Here is a 22,530-nt window from a genome sequence, read left to right as displayed (position 1 = left end):
CCGGGGGGGGCCCCCATTTTCGTTCCCCCCCCCCGGGGCCGCCGTGCGCCAACTCCTCAACAACCCCCACCAACCCCCCGCGGGCCCGCGCCGGGCCGGCCGGGGCCACTGTCGTGTGCGGGCCGGGCTACTTCGGGTAGGAGTAGAACCCCTCCCCCGTCGCGGCGCCGAGTTTGCCCTTGTCGATGTAGTTCTCCTTGAGCCAGGCGGCGAGCTTCTTGTGGGCGTCACTGCCGTTGACCAGGATGTTGTAGGGGGTGGTCAGCCCGACGATGTCGAGGATCTGGAACGGCCCCATCGGCGCGCCGGTGGCGATGCGCCAGGTCTCGTCGACCGCCGCCGGTTCGGCATAGCCGCCCGCGGCGAGTTCGATGCCGGAGTTGAGGAACGGCACCAGCAGCGAGTTGAGGACGTAACCCGCCTTCTCCTTGTGCAATTCGATCGGCACCATGCCGATGGCCTTCGCGAACTCCACCACCACGGCGAACACCGTCGGGTCGGTCCGGTCGGTGCCCATCACCTCGGCGGTGTTGAACTTCCACACGTGGTTGGCGAAGTGCAGGGCCAGGAACCGGTCGGGCCGTCCGGTGTAGTCGGCGATGTCGCTGGGCAGCAACGTCGAGGAGTTCGTGGCGAACACGGTGCGATCGGGCGCGAGCGTGCCGAGCTTGCCGTAGATGTCGCGCTTGATGTCGAGGACCTCGGGCACGGCCTCGATGATCAGGTCGGCCTCGGCCGCGGCGGTCGCGAGGTCCGCGGTGAGGGTGATCCCGGCCGCGGTCGCCGCCGTGTTGTCCGCGTCGGCACCGGCCACGTCCTGCTGATACACCTGGGCGAGGCCGTCGAAGCGTTTCCTGGCGGCCGCCAGTGCCTCGTCGTCGATGTCGTAGGCGGTGACGTCGAACCCGTGGAACGCGGTCTGGAAGGCGATCTGGGACCCCAGCACCCCGGTCCCGAGGACCGTCACCTTGCGGAATTCGTTGGCCATACGTCTCCTCCCGTTCGGGAAGCGGATCCCCGTGCCGCTCCGCACCAGCGGTGACCGGATTCGGCCACCGCTGTCCATCATGGCCCCCGGCGCCGCCACGCGGCCATCACCGACCCGTGCGAATCGGGCATCTCAGACGATGTGGTGGTCACAGTTCGGCCACCGGCCGTGACGCGACCGCGGTCAGCCCGCGGTGACCAGCCCCTCGGCGATCATCCAGTCGCGGGCGACGTCGGCGGGTTCGCGGCCGTCGATGTCGACCTGACGGTTGAGCTCGGTGATCACCTCGTTGGTCAGGCGCGCGGAGATCGGCGCCATGATCTCGGCGACCTGTGGATGCGCCGCGGCGAAGTCGCCGTGCATCACCACGGCGGCGTTGTACTTCGGGAAGAAGCCGCGATCGTCGACGAGCAGCACCAGATCGAGGGCCGGGATGCGCCCGTCGGTGGCCGCGACCGAGCCGAACCGGCACTGATTCGCGTCGGCGGTGGCCTGGTAGACCAGGGCGTCCTGCACGATCTGCTTCTGGACCTTGGGCACGTCGATGCCGTACTTGCGGGCCATCCCCGGGTAGCCGTCCTGGCGGACGTTGAACTCGGTGCCCACGCAGGTGGCGGCCGCGGCGGGGTCCGTGGCGATGAGCGCCGCGTAGTCCGAGAGGGTGCGCACCCCGGTCTCCTCGGCGGTGCGGCGGCTGGTGACGAGCGCGTAGGTGTTGTTCATCGGCGCCATCGCTGTCCACACCATGTTGTGCTGGGCGAGGTCGGCGTCGCGGACGAGTTCGAACTGCCGGCGTTCGTCCGGCTCCGGGGTCTCGTTGCCCAGGTAGTTGATCCAGCCGGTGCCGGTGTAGTCGTAGGCGATGTCGACTTGGCCGAGCAACTGGGCGTCGCGCAGACTGTTGGAGCCCTGGATATTGGTCAGGTCGCGCACGTTCGCGCCGGCGGCGGTGAGCGCGAATTCGATCAGGTAGCCGTGGATGTTGGCCTCGGTGAAGTCCTTGGAGCCCACCGTCACCGCGACGCCGTCGAGTTCGGGTACCGGCCTGATGCTGCCCGGCCCCGCGGGCAGCGGCACCGAACCACCGGACTGCAGACCACAACTCGCCAGCAGCACGGCACCGACCACCGGGGCCAGCCCGCGCAGCCATCGGGTGATCCTCACCGCAACCCCCTCGGTCCGAGGAATTGTTCGGCCAGCGCCCCGAGCCAGTCGACGAACAGCGCCAGCGCGACGGCGAGCACCGCGCCCAGTGTCAGCGTGACGGTGTCGCGCAGTTTGTAGCCGGTATCGATCAGGATGCCGAGCCCGCCCGCGCTCACCAGGAACGACAGGGTCGCGGTGCCGACCGCCAGCACCAGCGCGGTGCGCAGACCCGCCAGGATGTAGGGCACGGCGAGCGGGAACTCGATGCGCCGCAACACCTGTGCCGCCGACATCCCCTGGCCGCGCCCGGCGTCGACGAGCGCGGGGTCCACTTCCTGATAGCCGAGGATGGTGTTGCGCAGCACCGGCAGCAGCGAGCAGAACGCGATGGGCGCGACACCCACCCAGAAACCGGTGGTCCGGGTGACCAGGTAGCACAGCACGATCAGGCCGATGGCCGGCGCCGAGGCCCCGATATTGGCGAGGCCGACGAAAAACGGTGCGAGACGGCGGAATCGGGGCCGGGTGAGCAGCGTGCCCAGCGGCACCGCGACCGCGACCACGATCAGCACCACGGCCGCGGTGATCAGGACGTGCTGCCAGGTGACGGTGGCGATGTTGCCCGCGTTCACGCTGGCCTGCTGGGTGAGCGTCAGGTCGCGCCGAAACGCCCACACCAGCACGCCGACGGTGAGGATCAGCACGATCACCGGCTGGACGAGCAACCGGAGGAACTCGGCGCGTCGCTGCGCGGCGGGCCCGGCGACGGTGGGCCGCTCGGCCATCGTCTGCGGTGCGGTGGTGGCGGGATTCGTCATGACGCGCCTCGTCCCGGTGTGGTCTGCCGGGCCGTGGACAGCGCCGGGCCCTGAGCAGGTACGCCCGACAGCGGCGCCGCCGACCCCGGATGCGGCGCACACACGGCGAAATGCGATGCCGGCGCGCCCCAGTGATGCACAGTCAGGCGAGAGCGCGGTGTGCTCGCCGCCGGGCCCTGAGCATGCATGCCCGACAGCGGCGGATGCTGCGCACGCGCAATGGAGTGCGATGCCGGCGCGCCCGCATGTCGGGCGGGCGGGGCCGGGCGCGAGGGGGCCTTCATGACGGCACCGGGTCGGTGGGGCGGGCGGTGGCCAGGTGCTGGACGAGGGTGTCGACGGTGACGACGCCCGCGTAGGTGCCGGTGGCGTCGACCACGACGGCGGAGGCCGTTCGTTCGGTCAGCAGGACCGCGAGGGCGTCCTGCAGCGTCGCGTCGGCGGGCACCGTGGCGGTGATCGGGGTTCCGAGGTCGCCGAGCGCGGCGGCCCCGGCCAGGCCGGTCGCGGTGACGCGGCGCAGCGGGCGGCGGTGCTCGTCGAGGAGCACCGCCCAATCGTGGTCGGCGGCACCGAGTTCGGTCGCCAGTTCGGCCGGTGCGGTGCCGGTGGTGGCGGTGACACCCTGGTCGAGTTCGAGGTCGGCGAGGACGGCGAGGCCGAGGCGGTCGATGGTGGCGGTGGCGCCGACGAATCCGGCGACGGTGTCGTCGGCCGGGGCGGCCAGGATCGCTGCCGGGGTGTCGTATTGCAGGATGCGGGAGCGGTCGCCGAGGACCGCGATCCGGTCGCCCAGCTTCACAGCTTCGCCGAAATCGTGGGTGACGAAGACGATGGTCTTGCCGAGTTCGCCCTGCAGGCGCAGCAATTCGTCCTGGAGCAGGGCGCGGGTGATCGGGTCGACGGCGCCGAACGGTTCGTCCATCAGCAGTACGGGCGGGTCGGCGGCCAACGCGCGCGCGACGCCGACGCGTTGCTGTTGACCGCCGGAGAGCTGGCGCGGGTAGCGGTTGCGGTACACGGCCGGGTCGAGACCGACCAGCTCGAGCATCTCGTCGACGCGCGCGGTGGTGCGCCGGCGATCCCAGCCGAGCAGGCCGGGCACCGTGGCGATGTTCTTGGCCACGGTCAGGTGCGGGAACAGCCCGGCCTGCTGGATCGAGTAGCCGATGCCGCGGCGCAGTTCGTCGGCGTCGATCGCGGCGGCGTCGCGCCCGCCGATGGTGACGGTGCCCGACGTCGGTTCGATCAGCCGGTTGATCATCCGCATCGTGGTGGTCTTGCCACAGCCCGACGGACCGACCAGGACGACGATCTCGCCGGCCGGGATGGTCATGGAGACCTCGTCGACCGCCGGATCGGCCTGCTCCGGATAGCGTTTGGTGACGCGGTCGAGCACGATCTCGACGCCGGAGACCGCGCCGGGCCCGCTCGCGATGCTGGTTTCGGTGTCAGTCACGGATTCCCCTCGAGATGGTGAGCCGTCCGAGCAGAAGCAGGACGCCGTCGAGCGCGAGTGCGAGCACGACGATGAGGACGGTGCCGGTGAGCGCCTGCGGCACCGCGTTGGGGCTGCCGAGTCGCGAGAGCCCCGAGAAGATCAGATTGCCGAGCCCGGGGCCTTTCGCGTAGGCCGCCAAGGCCAGAATGCCCATGATCATCTGCGTGCTGACCCGCATCCCGGCCAGGATCGATGGCCACGCCAGCGGCAGTTCGATGGCGGTCAGCAGCCGCAGCCGGTTCATCCCGACCCCGCGCGCCGCGTCGACCACGGCCGGGTCGACGGCGGACAGACCGAGCACGGTATTGCGCAGAATCGGCAGCAGGGCGTAGAGCACCAGTGCCACGATCGTCGGCCCGACACCGAGCCCCAGGAACGGGATCAGCAGACCGAGCAGCGCGAACGACGGGACCGTGAGAATCGCGCCCGCGGTGGCCGTGGCGGCGGCGGACCCGAGCGGGCTCCGGTACACCAGCACCCCGACCAGCACCGCGATGATCGTCGCCAGCACCAGCGACTGCACCACGGCCGACACGTGCAGATACGAATCGACCAGCAACTGTTCCCGCCGGTTCACCACGAACGTCCACAACGCGTCCAGGGTCCACCTCCCCGTCGTCCGGCGGCCATCGGCGGCCCTGTCCCGGAATGCCCACCCGGCCACCGGGTGAAACACCCCGTCCCACACCCCCACCGCACCGCGCGGTACCCCAATCCGCCTGCGCAAAACCAGGTTTCATCGGCGCCGAGTCATCCTACGCCCCGTTCCGCCCCCGCGCGGCGGTTCACATTTCTCGCTCCGGACGGTGGCCCCGGCGAGCCCGGACTGGCGGCCGCCGGAGTGACCCCGCCACCCGCCGGCCGACTGGCTACAGTCGCGAGATGACCGACCTGATGGTACCGACCACCCGCCTGTACCGTGCCTGGCTCGACGCCTACGCCGAGTGGGGTCCCGGCTTACACGAGGACGGGTTCGGGCTGACGGCGGCCGACGACGTCGGCTCGCCCGCCGGATTCGCCGCGTGGGTGCGGCGACTGGCCGACGAATCGGCTCGCACGACCTATCGATGGATCATCGAGGACCACCGGGTTCTCGGTGGCATCGCGCTGCGCCACCACTCCGACGACTACGTGCGGTGGGCCGGCCACATCGGCTTCGGGATCCGCCCGTCCGCGCGGGGACGCGGACTCGCCGGCTGGGCATTGGGGCGCATGATCGATCAGGCCCGCGGGCTGGGCATCGAGCGGCTCCTGCTGGTCTGCGCCGCCGACAACATCGCTTCCGCCACGACGATCCAGCGCCGGGGCGGCGTTCTCGAGGGGATCCGCGACACCCCGCTCGGCCCGGCCAGACGCTATTGGATCACGGTGACGCCGCCGATCACCTGACACACGGCCCGCCTGGCCGATCGACATTCATCAGGCTTTCGGCCGCGCCCGGCACCACGAACTCAGCGGCCTTGTTCGGCCAGTTCGGCTTTCACGACGGCGTACGCGGTGGACGCGTCGTAGCCGCGTCGGGCGAGCATGTCGACGAGGCGGCGGGTGACCTTGGCCCGGTCGAGGTCAGCGGGCATGGTGCGTAGTTTGCGGCGGACCAGGTCTATGGCGACCTGTTCGCCCCCGGGTACCGGACGTGCGCGACACCGGCGTGCGGAGTCGTCGGACTCGTCGTCTCGGCGCCCCCCGTCATCCCGGTCCCCGCCGTCGTCCCGGCTCCCCTCGGTGTCGGCGTCGCCCACGGTCGGTACGTCCCTTGGCACGGAACCCGCGCGCCGGCCTGCCGTGTGTTCCCGGGCGAACCCCGCGTCGGCGAGTTCGGCGGTGACCACCGCGAAGGCGGTCGCCTGGTCGTAGCCCCGGCGGGCCAGCATGCCGACGAGACGGCGAACCGCCTTGTCGCGGTCCAGGTCTCGGGAGAGGGTGGCGAGTTTGCGGCGGACGAGGTCGGTCGCGCGGGCGCGTTCGGCCTCGTCGGTGACGATCGCCAGCGCGGGCTCCGCGTCGGCCGGGGCGACACCCTTGTCGCGGAGTTCGCGCTGTAACGCCCGCTTTCCCCGACCGGAGTACGTATGCCGTTCGTGTACCCACTGTTCGGCGAAGGAACCGTCGTCGACGAGGCCGACCTCGGCGAGCCGATCCAGCGCGGCCTCGGTCACCTCGACGCGGAAACCCTTCTCCCCGAGCCGTTTCACCAATTCGGCGCGACTGCGCGCACGCACGGCCAGCAGGTTCAGGCAGGCGTCCTTGGCCTGGTCGACGGTGGCCGCGGGCCGGTCGCCCGGGGCGAGCCGGCGTGTGCCGGCCCGCCGGTCGGGCTCTCCCGGCTGGGATCCGGCCGCCACCGGATCCACCTGTCGTCCATTGTCACCACCGACGCCGGTCGACAGGGAGTCTTCCTCGCGCCGCGCGGATCTGCGTCCGCGCCGGGCGCGGCGAGGTCGTGCCCCGCTCCCCCACTCTTCATGATCATCCACAGTCCGCGCAGCGGAATGAGGTGAATGATCACCTTCGGCGAATCCGGTCGGGTGCGCGCGCTGCGGATCGCCCGCACCCGACCGAATTCCCTTCGCGTCCGGGACGGCTCGTTCGTCACGAGCCGATCGGACGAGTTCAGCGGCCGTCGCCGGCCCGCGCTGCTCCGCGAGCGACGGCGGCGGCACCTCGATCCCGAGGCGAGCCAGCTGTCGTCGCATGTCCTCGACCGGATCGGCCGAGTCGCGGGGCGCGCGGCCGGGATTCGGCGTGCGCATCGACTCAGAAGTCGGCGGGCGCGTCGGCCTCGGCGGTCAGGTCGGCGCCGATGCCCAGCTTCTCCTTGATCTTCTTCTCGATCTCGTCGCGCACATCGGTGTTCTCCAGCAGGAACTTACGGGCGTTCTCCTTGCCCTGGCCCAGCTGATCGCCCTCGTAGGTGTACCAGGAGCCCGACTTGCGGATGAAGCCGTGCTCGACACCCATGTCGATGAGCGAGCCCTCCTTGGAGATGCCCTGGCCGTAGAGGATGTCGAACTCGGCCTGCTTGAACGGCGGGCTCACCTTGTTCTTGACGACCTTCACGCGGGTGCGGTTGCCGACCGCGTCGCTGCCGTCCTTGAGGGTCTCGATGCGGCGCACGTCCAGGCGCACGGAGGCGTAGAACTTCAGTGCCTTACCACCGGTGGTGGTCTCGGGCGAGCCGAACATCACGCCGATCTTCTCGCGCAGTTGGTTGATGAAGATGGCGGTGGTGCCCGAGCTGTTGAGCGCGCCGGTCATCTTGCGCAGCGCCTGGCTCATGAGGCGGGCCTGCAGGCCGACGTGGCTGTCGCCCATCTCGCCCTCGATCTCGGCGCGCGGCACCAGGGCGGCGACGGAGTCGATGACGATGATGTCGATGGCGCCGGAGCGCACCAGCATGTCGGCGATCTCGAGCGCCTGCTCACCGGTGTCGGGCTGGGAGACCAGCAGCGCGTCGGTGTCGACGCCCAGCTTGCGGGCGTAGTCGGGGTCCAGCGCGTGCTCGGCGTCGATGAAGGCGGCGACACCGCCCGCGGCCTGGGCATTCGCCACCGCGTGCAGGGCGACGGTGGTCTTACCCGAGGATTCCGGGCCGTAGATCTCGACGACGCGACCGCGCGGCAAACCGCCGATGCCGAGCGCGACGTCGAGGGCGATGGAGCCGGTCGGGATGACGGAGATGGGCTGGCGGGCCTCCTCGCCCAGGCGCATGACCGCGCCCTTGCCGAAGCTCTTCTCCACCTGCGCCAGTGCCAGCTCCAGCGCTTTGTCGCGATCGTAGGCCTGCGGTGCCATGATGTGGTCCCCTTCTCGAGGTGAGTGTCTCTCTGGTTGGCGCCCACAGTAGAGGCCGGCACCGACAAGTTCTGGCGCCCAGATTAGTCGAACACCCATTCGAGTCAAGCGACGCGCCCGGGGACACGCAGGACACCCGCCACGACCCAGCGAATCGGCGGTGCGGTGCTACCGCTGCGGCAGCACCGAGTCGTCACCCTCGGCGCGCGGACCGAAGATGCGGCGCTCCGATTCCGCGATGCGGACGTCGTTGATGCTGGCCTCACGGCGGGCCATCCGGCCGTCGGGCGCGAACTCCCACTGCTCGTTGCCGTAGCTGCGCCACCACTGACCGGTCTCGTCGTGCCATTCGTACTGGAAGCGCACGGCGATGTGGTTGTCGTGGAAGGCCCACAGGTCCTTGCGCAGGGCGTAGCCGTTCTCGACCGACCACTTGCGGCTGAGGAACTCGACGATGGCGGCGTGGCCGGTGAAGAACTCGTCGCGGTTGCGCCAGACCGAGTCCTCGGTGTACGCGGCGGCGACCCGTTCGGGATCCCGCGTGTTCCAGGCGTTTTCGGCGGCCAGCACCTTGGCGCGCGCGGAGTCGAGATCGAACGGGGGCAGTGGCGGTCGCACGGGGTCCCTCCCGGAATTTTAACTATCTAATCGATGTTGACAGGTTAGACAGTAGGGTGGCCGGGCACGGCCGTCAACCCGTGCGGTGGCGACAGTGGTGAGGAGTCGAGTTGGTAGCCTCAGGCATGCGCGATCCCCGTCCGCACACCGGCGAACCGCCGGCGTTGGACCTGCTCAACACCCGGTGGGCGGGCGCGGCGCCGGGCGATCTGCTCACCGATCTCGACGGGCTGCGGTTGTGGCTCGAACTCACCGATCTGGCCGACCGCGTTCCCGTCGACGAGCACACGCTCAACGCCCTGCACGCCGCGCGTGCCGCCGTGCACGCGGCGGTGACCAGCGGCGAGCACGGCGCGCTGAACCGCGTCCTGGCACACGGGCGGCTGCGCCGCGAACTCACCGACGAGGGCCCGCGCTCGATCCCCGAGGTCACCGATCCGGCCTGGCTACCCGGCTGGCTGGCCGCCGACAACCTGCTGCACCTGATCGCCGAGGCGCCGCACCGGATCCGCCAGTGCGCCCACCCCGACTGCGTGCTGTTCTTCTACGACACTTCCAAGAACGGCACCCGTCGCTGGCACTCCATGGCGACCTGCGGCAATCGCACCAAGGCCGCCCGCCACTACGCCAAGACCAGCTGAGCGGCCTCAGAACAATTCGTCGAGCAGCCGGTAGTACTCGAGTTTCGCGCGCTCGGGCGCCGTCAGCCCGTAGGCGGTGAAGAAGGCCACCACCGCCTCGACGCCGAAGTCACCGGACAGGTCACGCTCGGCCAGCGCGAGATCGCGGTAGCGATCGGCCCTGCCCAGCGCGCCGACATCGATCAGGGTCCCGCCCGCCAGCACATTGCCCGGCGTGAAGTCCCCGTGGGTGACGACCAGATCCTCCTGGTCCGGGCGCTGGGTGACCAGGCGCTCGTGGACGGTCTCGGGCGCGAGATCACGGTGGTCGCCGTCGAAATCGGCGGTGTCGACGAAACCCTCCACGACGTTGCGGCGCGCCTGGGCGAGCGTCACCTCGAGGCGGGCGTCGAACGGGCAGTCCGCGACGGGCAGCGCGTGCAACGCGCGCAGAGTCCGGCCGAGCAGGGCACCCACCTCGGCGGCGTCACCGGTGGCATCGGCGAGTGAGCGCGTACCCGTGTCGGCGAGCACGAGGACGTCCTCGGCGAAGGCGGCGACCTCGGGCACGGCGATGCCCTTGTCCCGCAACCAGTTCAGGCGCTCGTATTCGGCCACGGCGCGCGGTCCGCGCTTGATCCAGTACCCCTCGGCGCGGACGAGGTTGCCGCCGCGCCCCTCGTGGTCGTCGGACCAGACCGGGGTCTCGCCGAGCAGGGCGGTGATCTCCGGCGGCAGCGGCAGGGCCAGCTCCGCGAGGTGGTCGAGCGCCGCGCGGGTGGACTCGATGAGTTCGGAGTCGCCCTCGGCCACCCGCAGCCGCATGGCCACCTTGAGCATGTCGCGCGCCTCCGCGGTCCGGTGCTGTTCGGCCAGCGATTTGCCCAGGTGGTGGGCGGCGAAGGAGACGAGTTCGGGGTCGTCGAGGGCGCGACTGGCCTCGAGGGCGCGCCGGTACAGGATCTCGGCGCGGGTGGATTCGCCCTGGTAGCGGTACACGTCGGCGAGATTGATCCAGACGGTGATCCGGCGGCCCTCGGTGTCGGCCAGTTCCAGCGCCTGGTCGAGCCGGTCCAATGCCTCGGCGTGGCGGCCGAGCAGCATCAGCGCGATGCCGAGCCTGCGCAGCCCGCCGAAGTCGTCGGGATCGGCCACCGCGACCCTGGCCGCGAGGGTCTCGGGATCGGCCGGGATCATCCGCAGTCGCTCGTCGAACCGGTAGGGCCGCTCGGTGCCCGGATTCCGTGCTGTCACGGCCATGTGCTGCTCACCATCGTGATCGGGGAACATCGAAATCGGCGCAGAGCGCGCGCCACACGTCGCGGGGATCGACGCCTGCCTCGATGGCGGCGGCGCCGGTGCGCCCCAGAGCCGGAATGACATGATCGGCGAGCATCGCGTCGGCCCGGTGAACGCCGAACTCGGTGTGCATCAGCTCGTTGAACTCGGTCAATCGCACGATTCCCAACATACCCGCGCCCGGCGACCCGCGTCACCGGGCGGTGAGCGGCCCTCACCGGCCGTCCGCCGGATGCCGACCACCCGCTCCCCCGGCCATCGACTCGCACGCCGAACGGACTGCCGACGCCGACCCACCAGTCGGCGTGGCCACGCGGTCACGTTCCCCCGCGGAGCCCCCCGCTCGCCGCGCGGTGGACTCCAACGATCACGTCCCGCACCTGCGCACAGACACGATCGGTCTCCCCGGCAGCCCCCTGGCACCCAGGTCCTCGACGTCGCCGCGCGGTTCAGCGCAAACGGCGCAAGGCCCGCTCGGCGGCATTGGCCCCGCACATGCCGTGCGCGCCGGGGCCGGGCGGGGTGGCCGCCGAGCACAGATAGTGGCCGGGCACACCGATGTCGTAGGGCTGCAGGGTCTTTCGCGGCCCGAAGACCAGCTGGGGAATATCCTTGGCGCCGGTCATGATGTTGCCGCCGACGTAATTCGGGTTGCCCGTGGCGAATTCGGTCGTGGACGTGGTGGACATGCCGACCACCCGCTCACGGAAACCGGGCGCGAATCGCTCGAGCTGGGCGATGATCGCGGCGGTGGCGTCGCCGGTGTAGCCGTGGGGCACATGGGCGTAGGCCCACACCGGGTGCACGTCACCGACCGAGCGTCCCGGATCGGCGAGGTACTGCTGGCCGACCAGAACGAAGGGCCGCTCCGGCATCCGCCCGGCGTGGATGTCGCGCTCCCCCGCCGCGATCTCGGCGAAGGTGCCGCCCAGGTGGACGGTGCCAGCGCGCCGTGCCGCCTCGACCGTCCACGGCACCCCGCCCTGGACGGCGAAGTCCACCTTGAAGGCGCCGGGCCCGTACCGGAACCGGCGGTAGGCCCTGGCGACGCGGGCGGGCAGCCGGTCGCCCAGGATCCGGGCGACGGCGGTCGGCGCGAGGTCCCAGACGACGACATCCGACGCCGGCAGGTCGGCGAGCGAGTCCACCCGCACGCCGGTCTCGATCTTGCCCCCGTACTCGCCCAGTGCCGCCGCCATGGCGTCGGCGATCCGCTGCGATCCGCCTTCGGCCACCGCCCACCCGTACCGATGCCCCGCGGTGAGGATGCCGAGCCCGATGCTGGCGCTCAGCGGGCGGTTCAGCGGATGGAAGGCGTGGGCGGCGACACCGCCGAACAGCGCCCGGCCCTGCTCGCCCCGGAAGGCCGCCGCCAGCCAGGTGGCCGGTGCGGTGGCGGGAATCCCGAAGCGGGCCAGCCGCACCGGATGTCGCGGGATCCGCAGCAGCGGTCGCATGATGTCCGCGCCGGTCTGCTCGTATCCGGCGACCGGCCCCGCGAACAGCCGCCGCCACAGGCGTTCGTCGGCGCCGAGGCCGTCGGCGGTCGCGGCGACCGAACGGTGCAGTACGCCGGCGCTGCCGTCGTCGAGCGGGTGCACGCAGTCGAGTTCGGCGTGTGCCCACCGCAATCCGTAACGCCCCGGATCGAGCCCACGCAGGAAGGGCGAGCCGACGGCCATCGGATGGATGGCCGAACAGTGGTCGTGCAGCAGGCCGGGCACGATCGCCTCGCTCGATCGGGTGCCGCCGCCGATGGTGTCGGCCGCTTCCAGCACCGTCACCGTCAGCCCGGCCCTGGCCAGGGTGATCGCCGCCGCGAGCCCGTTGGGTCCGCTGCCGACCACTGTCGCCGTTGTCATCGACTCGTCCTTCGTTCGTCGGAACCGGATCTCGTGCCAGGCTATTCGGCCGGCTGGACGGCGGAGCGCGTCACCGGCGTGGCCACGTCGCGCACGTCCTCGCGGCGCCAGGTGACCCGCAGCGGGATGGGGCCGTCGGGCAGCCAGGGCTGTGCCTCGACCGCGTCGGCGACGTTCCAGGTGCCGCGTTCGATCACCCCCAGCGCGGCGTCGATCACCATGTAGGCCTGGGTGCCCTTGTGGATGGGCTGCGACTCCACCCACACCACGATCCACTCACCGGGCGCGAAGCCGACGCGCGCCTGCACGGCCCTGACGAGGTCGAGGTTGTGCAGGTGGCCGTCACCGAAGTTGAACCCGATCAGCGAGTTGCAGGCGAACTCCGCCTCGCGCACGGTCCAGCGGTCGAGCTCGGGAATGTGCTTGTACAGCAGCGAGAACAGGCCGCGCCCCTGGCTGTGCATCGAACGCCAGCCGATGGTCTGCTGCATGGTGATCTCGGCGACCGCGGGTTCGTAGCCCATGCCGATCAGCTGATCGAGCTGGTTGACGGTCGGGCGATGCTCGATGGTGTTGAGCTTGGCTTCGGCACCGGGTGCGAACGCCCACAGCGCCGAGGCCCAGTTACCCGCGTACTGGCGCATGGACGGCAGGAACGAGACCAGATCGGGACGCAGATTGCCCAGCACGGGGAAGAAGGCCAGCGCGGCGGTGATGGCCAGGGTCAGCCACGGCGAGGACATGTCGAACACGCCGTATCCGTCGGCATTCGGAAAGCCGAGGAACAGGACCACCGTCAGGTAGGCGAACAGGATGTTCCATTCCAGCGGGACCGCCAGGGGGAACGTGGAGGTGATGAACAGGTGGAACACCACCATCATCACGACCCCGGCCAGCGTCAGCCAGTAGTTCGTCGAGAACAGCAAGACCAGTGGTGTGATCACCTCGACCGTGGTGCCACCGACGTGAGCCATGAACGAGGCCACCCCGGACGGGCGGATATCGCGCGGGAAATCGCGGTAGTGCGCCCGCTTGATCGACGGGAACGGCATGGAGGGGCTGTTGGAGACCATCGGCGGCACCACATTGGTGAAGTGCTTGCCGAATTTCGAGACGCCCGCGCCGACCCATACGATCACGATCAGCAATTTGGCCGCGACGATCATGTCGGTGAAGGGCAGGACCGCGAAGAACACCAGCGCGGGCAGATACTGCTCGCCGCGCGCGGCCAGGAAGATCGTCTTGTCCCGCAGCCCGCACAGGATGTACAGCGCGATCGGGGCGATCAGCAGGGCGGGCCGCACCAGTCCGGACGTGTTGTCGGGCAGGCGTTCCAGCAGGGCGGCGGTGGTCCGGCCGGGTGCGAGCAGGGCCAGGGTCAAGGTAGCCAGGAAGCCGACGTACAGAAACACGTCCAGCACGGTGCGGGTGTCACCGTCGGTGAACGGCACCCGCCGCCACGGCCGCAGCCGGATGGTGCCGGGGCGGGCGAAGAACAGCAGGCCACCGGTCATCGGCTTGAACTTGCCCGCCAGCGGACCCCACGAGCCGGCGACACCGACCGCCTCCAGCAGCACCGTCCACAGCACCAGCTTCTGGTAGACGATCGGCTCGTTCCACCAGGCGCCGACCTCCCAGAAGGGCCCGGCACCCGAGGTCGCCGTGGCGATGAGGACACCGCCGAAGATATAGAGCACCAGCAGTTTCAGCACATAGACGGTGTGGATCATCTTCGGCGAACCGAAGCCGTATTCGACCCAGTGCAGTGCGAGCGTCCGAACTCGTTCCCGCAGTGGTAGATCCAGAAATGTCGCCGTGTCCACCGGCGGGAAATCAGGTGTCTTGAACCCCATTGTCCGTTCCTTTCCTCGACCGATCGCGGGGCGCGCGCGACCGCAACCGAAATGTGTTCGTTGTCGGTGAATTACTCGGCGAGCGCGCGCAAACGCTTCTTGTCGATCTTTCCGACCGGGTTGCGCGGCAATTCCGGCGTGAGCACGATGGCCGCGGGAATCTTGAACGCCGCCAGCAGTTCCCGGCAGTGCGCGGTCAGTTCCTCCGCGCTGACCCGGGATTCCGGTGCGGCCACCACATGTGCGACGGGCACCTCGCCCAGCACCGCGTCCGGCCGGCCGACCACCGCCGCTTCGTGTACGGCGGGGTGGCGGTAGAGGGCGTTCTCGATCTCCTTGGGGTAGAGGTTCTCCCCGCCGCGGATGATCATGTCCTTGATCCGGTCGACCAGCACCAGATAGCCGTCGGCATCGAGATAGCCGACGTCACCGGTGTGCAGGCGGCCATCGATCACCGTCTTCGCCGTCTCCTCGGGCCTGCCCAGGTAGCCGCGCATGATGTTCGGGCCGCTGATCACCACCTCCCCCGGGGTCCCGTCCGGCACCGGGTTCCCGTCGACGTCGACGATGGTGACCGTCTGACCGGGCAGCGGCAGGCCGACGGTGCCGGGCTTGCGCGGCCCCGCGACGGGATTGAGCGTCGAGGCGCACGTGCCCTCCGACAGCCCGTAGCCCTCCACGATGGGCACACCGAAACGGTCCTCGAAGCGGGCGATCAGCTCGGCGGGCATGGGCGCGGCGCCGCAGATCACCCGCCGCAGCGAGGACAGGTCGGGGCGCGCCTCGGCGGGCTGGGCCACGAGCATCGCGTAGATGGCGGGAACGCCGGAGAAGTAGGTGGGCCGCACCCGTTCGACCAGCCCGAAGAACTGGGTGGCCGAGAACTTTCCGGCGATCGTGGTGTGGCCGCCGGCCAGCAGCGGCGACAGCACGCTGACCACGATCCCGTTCACGTGGAACAGCGGCAGGACGAGCAGGCTGTGCTCGGTCTCGTCGAGGCCGACGGCGTCGATGATCATCGCGCACATCGCGGCGAGATTGTCGTGTCCGAGCAGCACGCCCTTGGGCCGCCCGGTGGTGCCGCTGGTGTAGATGATGAGGGCGAGCCCATCGTCCGGGGTGGCGGCGGCGACGGGGGCGACGGGCGCCGCGAGTGCGGCGACGTCCAGGGTGACACCGGCCCGCTCCGGTGCGCCGATGACCACGGCGGCGCCGGAATCGTCGAGTTGGTAGCGGATGTCGTCGTCGGTCAGGCCCGGATTCACCGGGGTCACCGCGGCGCCCAGGCGCCAGGCGGCGAACAGCGCGACCACCAGGTCCACCTGGTTGGGCAGCACGACGGCCACCACGTCGCCGGGGCGCACGCCCGCACGGTGCAGCACGGCGGCCGCGGCGTGCACCCGATCGCGGAATCCCACGTTCGACAGCGCGGTGTGGTCGTCGGCCACGCACGGCGCGTCGGGCGCGAAAGCCGCTCGGGCATCGGGTAATTCGGCGATGTGTCGCATGATTCCTCACCGGGCAGGTTGTGATCTGAGTTACATCACTCACGGTAGGGTCGGGTCCCGGCACCGGCTACGGGCCGGGAGACCAGCGTTGTCCGCCGGTGTTGTGCCACGGGTACAAACACCGTGGTGTGGGCGCCGGCAGAAGGTACTGTTCGCGCCCATGGCCCATGACAACGATGCTCTCGTCCGCGCGGTGGCGGGCCGGATCAAGGCCGATCTGGACCGGCTCACCCCGGCGATGACCACGATGTTCGCCGAGATGATCCCCGAGTTCCGCCACGACGACGAGATCCGCAGGCTCATGGTCGCCAGCACCGAGGCCAACCTCACCGCGATCCTGGACATGCTCACCCTCGGCATCGCGCCCGACGACGTCACCGTGCCGCCGGCCGCGGCCGAGTACGCCCGGCTCTTCGCCCAGCGGGAGCTGTCGCTCGAGGCGCTGCTGCGCGCCTACCGGCTCGGCGAGCACATGTTCGTGCAGCGCGCCATCGCCGTGCTGGCCGAGCTGGCGCCACCGACCGAGGACGCGCTGGCCTCGGCGGCACGGGTGGCCGACGTGGTCAACGGCTACATCGACCAGGTGATCGAGGGTCTCATCGACATCTTCGAGAGCGAGCGGCGGCGCTGGGACGCGCGCACCGACGCCGCGCGTGCCGCACAGGTCCGCGCGGTGCTCGATGCCGACGACCTCGATCTGGCCTCGGCCGAGCAGATGCTGTCGGCCTCGCTGCGCGGCTGGCACCAGTTCGTGCTGCTGTGGACGCCACCCGGCACCGCCGATCCCGCCACCGCGCTGCGCGCCGGGACCGGTGTGCTGGCCGCGGTGTGGGGCCGCGCGCAGATGGCGGTGGAGGTCGACGAGCACACGCGCTGGATCTGGCTGGCCTCGACCGCGCGCCCCGTCCTCGACACCGCGCGGCTGGCCACGGAACTGCGGGTGCTCCCGAATCTGTCCATGGCCGTGGGTGATCCGGCCCCCGGGCTCGACGGATTCCGGCAGAGTTTCCGCGACGCGCAGCTCGCCCGCGCGGTGGCGGTGGCCGCGCGGGCGCGCGGGGTGACCAGGCACACCGACGTGGCGCTGGCCGGGTTGCTCGCCGACCGCGTCCCGGACGTGCAGCGTTGGGCCGAACGCGTGCTCGGCGGGCTGATGGGCGAGGACGAGACGGCTGCCAGGCTACGCGAGACCGTGCGGGTGTTCCTCGACGCGCGCGGCAGCTACACCGATGCCGCCGCGCGTCTGCACGTGCACAAGAACACCGTGCACTACCGGGTGCGCAAGGCCGAGGAGGTACTCGGTCATCCGCTCACCGAGCACCGTCTCGACATCGAGGTGGCCCTGCTCGCCTGCGCTCAGCTGGGGTTGCCGAGGTCCTGAGCGGCGCGGGTGGCGGCCGCGGTGTGACAGATGGCCACCGGGTCGGCCACGTCCGAGGCGCCCAGGGCCGCCGCTCGGGCCGCCTCGGTGAAGTGGGGTTCCGCCAGGATCCGCGCGACGGCCTCCCCGACGGCTGCGGCCGTCAGTGGTCGCACGAGGAGCGAACCGCCTTGGCGGGCGGCGCGATTGGCCAGTTCCCACTGGTCGCCGCCGCCGGGGACGGTCACCACCGGGACACCCGCCGAGAGCGACTTGGCGAGCAGACCGTGCCCGCCGCCACCGACGACCACCGCCGCCTGCGCGAGCAGGGCGTCCTGGCGGCCGAGACCCGCGGTGGCCCAGTCCGGCAGTTCGGCGGGCGGGGTGTCGAGCGTGGAGACGGCGGCGCGCACCCCGAGTCCGGCGAGGCCTTCCAGGACGGTTTCGGCCATCCCGGCGACGCCGGTGTGCGCCGTCGAGGGCGCCACCATCACCAGTGGTTCGGTGCCCGGCGGGAGCGGCAGGATCTCGTCGGTCGGTTCCCACAGCAGCGGCCCGATCACATGGGTGTCGGCGGGCCAGTCCGGTCGGTCCACTTCCAGCGCGGGCAGGGTGGCCACCAGCCGCGCCGCCGGGCCCGGGTCCTCCGCGGGCAGGCCGATGGATTCGCGGGCGGCGCCGCGCTGCCGGTTCCCCGCCTTGACGGCGCGGGCGGTCATCGTGCGCAGCACGCCGTCACGGACCCGGCCGCGCACACCTTCGCCCGGTGCGAGGCCACTGCCGATGGGCGGCAACGCTTTCGACGGCAGGTACAGCGGATGCGGGGAGAGTTCGACCCAGGGCAGGTTCAACCGTTCGGCCGCCATGCCGCCGCCCGCGGTGAGCACGTCCGAGACGATCAGGTCCGGCAGCATGGCGCTGAGCTCGGGCAGGTTCTCGGTGGCGATGTGGGCGGCGCGCTCGTGGATCCGCGCACCGGCGTCGGTGTCGTCGTCGGTGGGGCGCGGCGCCAGCCCCTTGAGCCTGCGCACGCTGATTCCCGCGGCTCTGGCCGCGTCCAACCAGCGCGGACCGGTGAACAGCACCGGATCGTCCCCGGCCGCCAGCAATCGCAGGCACAGCGCGATCGCGGGAAACGCATGCCCTGGATCGGGCCCTGCCACCACAGCTACTCGCATGCGGCCAGCCTGCCACATCCGGATCCTGCGCCGGGTGCGGCGTCGCGATCTCAGCCCGCGAAGGTGAACAGCTCGAAGCCGACCGCGTGGGCGGCCGGGAAGCCTTCCTTGGGACCCGTTGCCATGGCGACGATCTCGTTCACCTGCTCCTCCACCGGTACCGAACTCAGCACCTGCAGGTAGCGCCGGTGCGCCGCGAGGGAGGCGCGCGCCTTGTCCAGCTGCCCGCTGACGTCGACGGCGTGCGTCGCGACCGGACCGATCACCGCGGCCCACCGCGCCGACCACGGCTCGAGCTGGGCGATCTCGGGAAATATCCACTCGTTGCCCGCGTCGGAGATGGCGTCCATCGCCGAGCGGCCCACCGCCCGGTGATCTGCGCTGTTGACGAAGCCGGGCGCCCAGGTGTCGCCGAAGTTGAACAGCACCACCATCTCCGGGCGGTGCCTGCGGATCGCGGCGGCGATGTCGCGGCGCAACGCGAGTCCCGCCTCGACGCGGCCGTCGGGATGGTCCAGGAATTCGACGGTGTGCACGCCGACTTCGCGGGCGCCGGAGATCTCCTCGACCTCCCGCAGCGGACCCGCCTGGGCGGGCGGCATCCCAGCGATACCGGCCTCGCCCCTGGTGGCGAGCAGATAGCGAATGTCCTTGCCCTGCCCGGTCCACCGGGCGACGGCCGCGGCCGCGCCGTATTCGATGTCGTCAGGATGCGCGACGATCACCAGTCCGCGCTGCCAGTCCTCGGGTAGCTGCTCCACCCGGCCCATGCTAGGCCGCGACTCACACCTTGGTGAGTGGACCGTTGTCGTTGGATCCCGAGATCGCCTTGTACAGCAGGTACACCCCGGTACCGATCGCGGCGATGACCAGAACCGGCAGCAGCGCCTTGATCAGCGCGCTGACGATCCAGAACGCGATCAGACCGACCACGACGATGCCGATGACTTTGAAGACCATGATGATGTGCTCCTCGCCTGTGCTCCCGGCCGCCGTCCGGCGATCCGACACCTCCGATGCTGCCATCGCGGGGTCGAGAAATCACCAGGTCAGCGCGGATATCCGGGTGTAGTTCAGGGTTCACCCCGAGTCCGGGAGGCCACCCGTCGCGACCCGCCGTCGGCCGCCGCGCCCGTGCGGCGCGGGCTCGCGCGCACCGCAGGCTCCCCGGCCTGCCGCACCGAAACGGCCGCGCCGGCGGGGCACAGATCCCATAATCGGGGCGTCGACGCGAGAAGGAGCCCCATGGAACCCATCGTCACGATCGCGAGTGGCGCGATCCGCGGCCGCACCGAGGCGGGTGTCACCCGGTTCCTCGGCGTCCCCTACGCGGCGGCACCGGTCGGCGCGCGACGGTTCCGGTTGCCCGAACCCGCACCGGCCTGGACCGGGGTCCGCGAGGCCACGCAGATGGGGGCGACCTGCGCGCAGTCGCCCTATCCGGCGCCGATCCACGCGCTGATCGGCAGCGACGGGATTCCCGGCGACGAGTACCTCAACGCGAACGTGTGGACCCCCGATCCGACGGCGAGCGGCCTGCCGGTGCTGGTGTGGATCCACGGCGGCGCGTTCGTGCGCGGGTCCAACGCCAGGGCGATCTACGACGGTTCGGCGTTCGCGCGCGACGGTGTGGTCATGGTGTCGGTCAACTACCGGCTCGGGATCTCGGGGTTCGCCGCGCTCGACGGCGCGCCGCTCAATCGCGGCCTGCACGACCAGATCTTCGCGCTGGAATGGGTGCGCGACAACATCGCCGCGTTCGGCGGCGACCCGGACAACGTGACCGTGTTCGGCGAGTCGGCGGGCGGGATGAGCGTGGCCGCGCTGATGGCCGCGCCGCGTGCCGCCGGGCTGTTCCGCCGGGCCATCATGCAGAGCGGCAACGGTGCCGTCGGCGCCGACGCGGAGGACGCGCGGCTGGTCGCGGCCGCGCTGGCCGCCGAACTCGGCATCGCGCCGACCGCGGCCGCCTTCGGCGAACTCGGCCCCGACCAGCTGCGGACCGCGCAGAACGCGGTGGCGCTGGCGATGATGACCGATCCCGACCCACGGCGCTGGGGCGCCTCGGTGATCCAGCAGGGCATGGGCATCATGAGCCTGTTCCCGGTGATCGACGACGACATCGTGCCGGGCCCGCCGACGGAGGTCCTGGCCGCGCATCCCGAGCGGGCCGTCCCGCTGATCGCGGGCACCACCGCCGACGAGTTCCGCTTCTTCACGGTGCCGACCGGCATCACCGCGGCCGTCACCGCCGACACGCTCCCGCTGGTCCTCACCCGCTACGGCATAGATCCCGCCGTGGCGCGGACGTATTCGACGCACCGGCCCGACGCCTCCCCGGCCGAGATCTTCACCGCGATCCTCACCGACTGGTGTTTCCGGGCGGGCACGGTCGACTTCGCCACGGCCAACGCGGCCGCCGCGCCGACCTATGTGTACGAATTCGCCTGGCCCACCGATCTTCCCGGACTGGGCGCCTGCCACGTGCTCGAGGTGCCGTTCGTGTTCGACGTCCTCGCCGACGCGCATTCGATCACCGGACCGAACCCGCCGCAGGCACTGGCGGACGAGATCCACACGGCCTGGGTGAATTTCGCCACCCACGGTGACCCGGGATGGGCGGCGTTCGAGCCCGACACCAAGCTGGTGCGCATCTTCGACACCCCGGAGTCCTCGACGGTCGCCGATCCGCGGGCCGCCGAACTCGCCGCCCTGCGCCAGACGATCGCCTGACACGACGCCGGCCCCGTCGCGGGGGCGACGGGGCCGGATGTCGTTGCGCGCGTGGCGCTACCGCGGGCCGACAGGTCGGTCGGCGAGATCGGTCAGCGCCTGGGCCCAGCCGTCGAGCCGATCGGCGGCTTCGCGCAGGTCGGCGACGATGCCGTGGAACTGGTAGGCGACCACGGTGTCTTCGGGGACGGCGAGGATGCGAGCCGCGGCGGCGACCAGCTGTTCGTATTCGACGACCCCGGTCTCGAGGCGGGCGAGCACACCGGTGATCGTGGTCTTCAACGCCGTGACGGTCTCCGGGTTGGCCCGGCCGACGGTATCGGCGGCCTGTTCCATCGCGACGATGTCGGTAGCCAGCGCGTGCAGGGCGGCCGCGCCGGAGCGGGCGGTGTCGAGCAGGTCGCGCAGTTCGTCCTCGGGCAGTCGCCGGGTGGCCGCGATCTGGGCGCCGAGGCCGTGCAGGGCCCGCTCGGCCCTGATCAAGCGCTGGATCGGGCTGCGGGCGGCCGAGCGGAGGCCGGGAGACTTGCGGGCCACGAACGCGGCCTGCGGCAGCGGCTGCCCTCGCAATTGGAGGTACCGGCGGGCGCTCAGGGCCGTTCCGGTGACGAAAGCGACCGCGCCACCACCGATGACGACGACCGCCCACGCGGGCGCCGACACGACGGCCAGCCCCACCGCGCCGACGGTGGTGATGCCCGACGCCGTACCGAGCTGGAAGCTGCGCCTGCGCACCCGGCGCCGACGGCGCAGTTCCCGCTCGCGCGGGTCGGCCCAGCGGCGCACCGCGACCATCGCCTGCTCGCCGACCTCCCGCAGGGTCGCGGGCACCCCGCCGGACGCGGTCGACCGCACGAGCGCCGCCGGATCGACGATCTCGGCCCGCTCGCGCCGTGTTCTCCCGCTCATGTCCTCATCCTTCCGCCGCTCCGGAGCACCCGCAGCGCCCCCAGGTCTACCACCGCCCCCTGACAAGCGCCGCCGGCCGAGCCGAGCGCCAGGCGCCACGATTCGCAGCCCCGGGCGCGACGCCCCTCCCCGATAGCGGCCCACACGACCCGACCTCGAGGAGGGTCCGCCGACGTAGTCGGCGGGGGGGGGGGCGGGGGGGGGGGGGGGGGGGGGGGGGGGGGGGGGGGGGGGGGGGGGGGGAGGGGGGGGGGGGGGGGGGGGGGGGTGGGGGGGGGGGAGGCGCGGGGGGGGGGGGGGGGGGGGGGGGGGGGGGGGGGGGGGGGGGGGGGGGGGGGGGGG

At 71.2% G+C, this 22,530-nt stretch carries 20 protein-coding genes and 3 pseudogenes; 5 read left to right on the top strand and 18 right to left on the bottom strand.

Annotated features, from left to right (window positions below; translation table 11 throughout):
* Window positions 1–127: 127 nt before the first annotated feature.
* The 5 genes from QH270_RS11755 to QH270_RS11735 all read right to left on the bottom strand — a co-directional run bounded on the left by QH270_RS11755 (window position 128) and on the right by QH270_RS11735 (window position 5,054).
* Window positions 128–988 carry a 3-hydroxyacyl-CoA dehydrogenase gene (locus QH270_RS11755; RefSeq protein WP_280340845.1) on the bottom strand — a complete coding sequence of 287 codons (861 nt, stop codon included), beginning with the start codon at window positions 986–988 and terminating at the stop codon, window positions 128–130.
* Between the two features lie 183 nt (window positions 989–1,171).
* The gene (locus QH270_RS11750; RefSeq protein WP_280340843.1) at window positions 1,172–2,152 is read right to left on the bottom strand and encodes a glycine betaine ABC transporter substrate-binding protein; all 981 of its coding nucleotides are present in this window, start codon (window positions 2,150–2,152) and stop codon (window positions 1,172–1,174) included.
* The gene (locus tag QH270_RS11745) at window positions 2,149–2,952 is read right to left on the bottom strand and encodes an ABC transporter permease (RefSeq protein WP_432420341.1); all 804 of its coding nucleotides are present in this window, start codon (window positions 2,950–2,952) and stop codon (window positions 2,149–2,151) included. Before QH270_RS11745 ends, QH270_RS11750 begins: the two co-directional genes overlap by 4 nt.
* Window positions 2,953–3,232: 280 nt before the next feature.
* Entirely contained in the window at window positions 3,233–4,411 is a 1,179-nt protein-coding gene (locus tag QH270_RS11740) for an ABC transporter ATP-binding protein (protein ID WP_280340842.1), read from the bottom strand.
* The gene (locus QH270_RS11735) at window positions 4,404–5,054 is read right to left on the bottom strand and encodes an ABC transporter permease (RefSeq protein WP_280340846.1); all 651 of its coding nucleotides are present in this window, start codon (window positions 5,052–5,054) and stop codon (window positions 4,404–4,406) included. Before QH270_RS11735 ends, QH270_RS11740 begins: the two co-directional genes overlap by 8 nt.
* A 281-nt stretch (window positions 5,055–5,335) precedes the next feature.
* On the opposite strand from QH270_RS11735, the gene QH270_RS11730 reads away from it, so the two are divergent.
* A complete protein-coding gene (locus QH270_RS11730) occupies window positions 5,336–5,842 on the top strand; it encodes a GNAT family N-acetyltransferase (RefSeq protein ID WP_280340841.1) in 507 nt (168 codons plus the stop codon).
* 62 nt (window positions 5,843–5,904) lie between these two features.
* Here the strand turns inward: QH270_RS11730 and QH270_RS11725 are convergent.
* From QH270_RS11725 to QH270_RS11710, 4 genes and pseudogenes are all read right to left on the bottom strand, one after another.
* Window positions 5,905–6,057, bottom strand: a pseudogene (locus QH270_RS11725) (recombination regulator RecX); the annotation flags it as partial.
* Between the two features lie 198 nt (window positions 6,058–6,255).
* Window positions 6,256–6,798 (bottom strand): annotated as a pseudogene (locus tag QH270_RS11720) (regulatory protein RecX); the annotation flags it as partial.
* A 412-nt stretch (window positions 6,799–7,210) separates the two neighbouring features.
* Window positions 7,211–8,248 carry a recombinase RecA gene (gene recA, locus QH270_RS11715; protein WP_019048052.1) on the bottom strand — a complete coding sequence of 346 codons (1,038 nt, stop codon included), beginning with the start codon at window positions 8,246–8,248 and terminating at the stop codon, window positions 7,211–7,213.
* A gap of 168 nt (window positions 8,249–8,416) precedes the next feature.
* The gene (locus QH270_RS11710; RefSeq protein WP_280340840.1) at window positions 8,417–8,866 is read right to left on the bottom strand and encodes a nuclear transport factor 2 family protein; all 450 of its coding nucleotides are present in this window, start codon (window positions 8,864–8,866) and stop codon (window positions 8,417–8,419) included.
* A 125-nt stretch (window positions 8,867–8,991) separates the two neighbouring features.
* On the opposite strand from QH270_RS11710, the gene QH270_RS11705 reads away from it, so the two are divergent.
* Window positions 8,992–9,507 carry a CGNR zinc finger domain-containing protein gene (locus tag QH270_RS11705; protein WP_280340839.1) on the top strand — a complete coding sequence of 172 codons (516 nt, stop codon included), beginning with the start codon at window positions 8,992–8,994 and terminating at the stop codon, window positions 9,505–9,507.
* A gap of 6 nt (window positions 9,508–9,513) precedes the next feature.
* Here QH270_RS11705 and QH270_RS11700 read toward each other — a convergent pair whose 3' ends face one another.
* From QH270_RS11700 to QH270_RS11680, 5 genes are all read right to left on the bottom strand, one after another.
* Window positions 9,514–10,746 carry a tetratricopeptide repeat protein gene (locus tag QH270_RS11700; protein WP_280340838.1) on the bottom strand — a complete coding sequence of 411 codons (1,233 nt, stop codon included), beginning with the start codon at window positions 10,744–10,746 and terminating at the stop codon, window positions 9,514–9,516.
* 7 nt (window positions 10,747–10,753) lie between these two features.
* Window positions 10,754–10,945 (bottom strand): DUF3046 domain-containing protein, encoded by a 192-nt coding sequence (locus tag QH270_RS11695; protein ID WP_280340836.1) that lies wholly within the window; start codon window positions 10,943–10,945, stop codon window positions 10,754–10,756.
* 289 nt (window positions 10,946–11,234) lie between these two features.
* Window positions 11,235–12,647, bottom strand: coding sequence for a phytoene desaturase family protein (locus QH270_RS11690; RefSeq protein ID WP_280340835.1), 1,413 nt, complete (start codon window positions 12,645–12,647; stop codon window positions 11,235–11,237).
* Between the two features lie 41 nt (window positions 12,648–12,688).
* Window positions 12,689–14,500 (bottom strand): DUF3556 domain-containing protein, encoded by a 1,812-nt coding sequence (locus tag QH270_RS11685; protein ID WP_280340834.1) that lies wholly within the window; start codon window positions 14,498–14,500, stop codon window positions 12,689–12,691.
* Window positions 14,501–14,571: 71 nt separating this feature from the next.
* Window positions 14,572–16,008 carry a class I adenylate-forming enzyme family protein gene (locus tag QH270_RS11680; protein WP_280340833.1) on the bottom strand — a complete coding sequence of 479 codons (1,437 nt, stop codon included), beginning with the start codon at window positions 16,006–16,008 and terminating at the stop codon, window positions 14,572–14,574.
* Window positions 16,009–16,168: 160 nt separating this feature from the next.
* Here QH270_RS11680 and QH270_RS11675 point away from each other — a divergent pair, with 160 nt between their 5' ends.
* Window positions 16,169–17,389, top strand: a complete 1,221-nt coding sequence (locus QH270_RS11675; RefSeq protein WP_280340832.1) for a helix-turn-helix domain-containing protein — start codon at window positions 16,169–16,171, stop codon at window positions 17,387–17,389.
* On the opposite strand, the gene QH270_RS11670 is transcribed toward QH270_RS11675, so the two are convergent.
* The 3 genes from QH270_RS11670 to QH270_RS11660 are packed head-to-tail and all read right to left on the bottom strand — an operon-like array spanning window position 17,365 to window position 19,506.
* Window positions 17,365–18,546, bottom strand: a complete 1,182-nt coding sequence (locus QH270_RS11670; protein ID WP_280340831.1) for a glycosyltransferase — start codon at window positions 18,544–18,546, stop codon at window positions 17,365–17,367. The two genes, QH270_RS11675 and QH270_RS11670, sit on opposite strands and share 25 nt — an antisense overlap.
* A 50-nt stretch (window positions 18,547–18,596) precedes the next feature.
* Window positions 18,597–19,307 (bottom strand): PIG-L deacetylase family protein, encoded by a 711-nt coding sequence (locus QH270_RS11665; RefSeq protein WP_280340830.1) that lies wholly within the window; start codon window positions 19,305–19,307, stop codon window positions 18,597–18,599.
* 22 nt (window positions 19,308–19,329) lie between these two features.
* Entirely contained in the window at window positions 19,330–19,506 is a 177-nt protein-coding gene (locus QH270_RS11660) for a hypothetical protein (RefSeq protein WP_280340828.1), read from the bottom strand.
* A 285-nt stretch (window positions 19,507–19,791) separates the two neighbouring features.
* Here QH270_RS11660 and QH270_RS11655 point away from each other — a divergent pair, with 285 nt between their 5' ends.
* The gene (locus QH270_RS11655; RefSeq protein WP_280340826.1) at window positions 19,792–21,279 is read left to right on the top strand and encodes a carboxylesterase/lipase family protein; all 1,488 of its coding nucleotides are present in this window, start codon (window positions 19,792–19,794) and stop codon (window positions 21,277–21,279) included.
* Window positions 21,280–21,336: 57 nt separating this feature from the next.
* Here QH270_RS11655 and pspM read toward each other — a convergent pair whose 3' ends face one another.
* Window positions 21,337–22,188 (bottom strand): phage shock envelope stress response protein PspM, encoded by an 852-nt coding sequence (pspM, locus tag QH270_RS11650; protein WP_280340822.1) that lies wholly within the window; start codon window positions 22,186–22,188, stop codon window positions 21,337–21,339.
* Here pspM and QH270_RS11645 point away from each other — a divergent pair.
* Window positions 22,173–22,530, top strand: a pseudogene (locus QH270_RS11645) (hypothetical protein); the annotation flags it as partial. The gene pspM and the pseudogene QH270_RS11645 sit on opposite strands and share 16 nt — an antisense overlap.

The sequence above is a fragment of the Nocardia neocaledoniensis genome, assembly GCF_029868625.1.
In the GTDB taxonomy this organism is placed as follows: domain Bacteria; phylum Actinomycetota; class Actinomycetes; order Mycobacteriales; family Mycobacteriaceae; genus Nocardia; species Nocardia neocaledoniensis_A.
This window is presented reverse-complemented; position numbering and strand designations above follow the sequence as displayed.

Coding starts and splice junctions, on each gene's coding strand:
- QH270_RS11755 (WP_280340845.1), bottom strand. CDS start 988: ATGGCCAACGAATTCCGCAAGGTGACGGTCCTCGGGACCGGGGTGCTG.
- QH270_RS11745 (WP_432420341.1), bottom strand. CDS start 2,952: ATGACGAATCCCGCCACCACCGCACCGCAGACGATGGCCGAGCGGCCC.
- QH270_RS11730 (WP_280340841.1), top strand. CDS start 5,336: ATGACCGACCTGATGGTACCGACCACCCGCCTGTACCGTGCCTGGCTC.
- recA (WP_019048052.1), bottom strand. CDS start 8,248: ATGGCACCGCAGGCCTACGATCGCGACAAAGCGCTGGAGCTGGCACTG.
- QH270_RS11705 (WP_280340839.1), top strand. CDS start 8,992: ATGCGCGATCCCCGTCCGCACACCGGCGAACCGCCGGCGTTGGACCTG.
- QH270_RS11700 (WP_280340838.1), bottom strand. CDS start 10,746: ATGGCCGTGACAGCACGGAATCCGGGCACCGAGCGGCCCTACCGGTTC.
- QH270_RS11690 (WP_280340835.1), bottom strand. CDS start 12,647: ATGACAACGGCGACAGTGGTCGGCAGCGGACCCAACGGGCTCGCGGCG.
- QH270_RS11685 (WP_280340834.1), bottom strand. CDS start 14,500: ATGGGGTTCAAGACACCTGATTTCCCGCCGGTGGACACGGCGACATTT.
- QH270_RS11680 (WP_280340833.1), bottom strand. CDS start 16,008: ATGCGACACATCGCCGAATTACCCGATGCCCGAGCGGCTTTCGCGCCC.
- QH270_RS11675 (WP_280340832.1), top strand. CDS start 16,169: ATGGCCCATGACAACGATGCTCTCGTCCGCGCGGTGGCGGGCCGGATC.
- QH270_RS11670 (WP_280340831.1), bottom strand. CDS start 18,546: ATGCGAGTAGCTGTGGTGGCAGGGCCCGATCCAGGGCATGCGTTTCCC.
- QH270_RS11660 (WP_280340828.1), bottom strand. CDS start 19,506: ATGGTCTTCAAAGTCATCGGCATCGTCGTGGTCGGTCTGATCGCGTTC.
- QH270_RS11655 (WP_280340826.1), top strand. CDS start 19,792: ATGGAACCCATCGTCACGATCGCGAGTGGCGCGATCCGCGGCCGCACC.
- pspM (WP_280340822.1), bottom strand. CDS start 22,188: ATGAGCGGGAGAACACGGCGCGAGCGGGCCGAGATCGTCGATCCGGCG.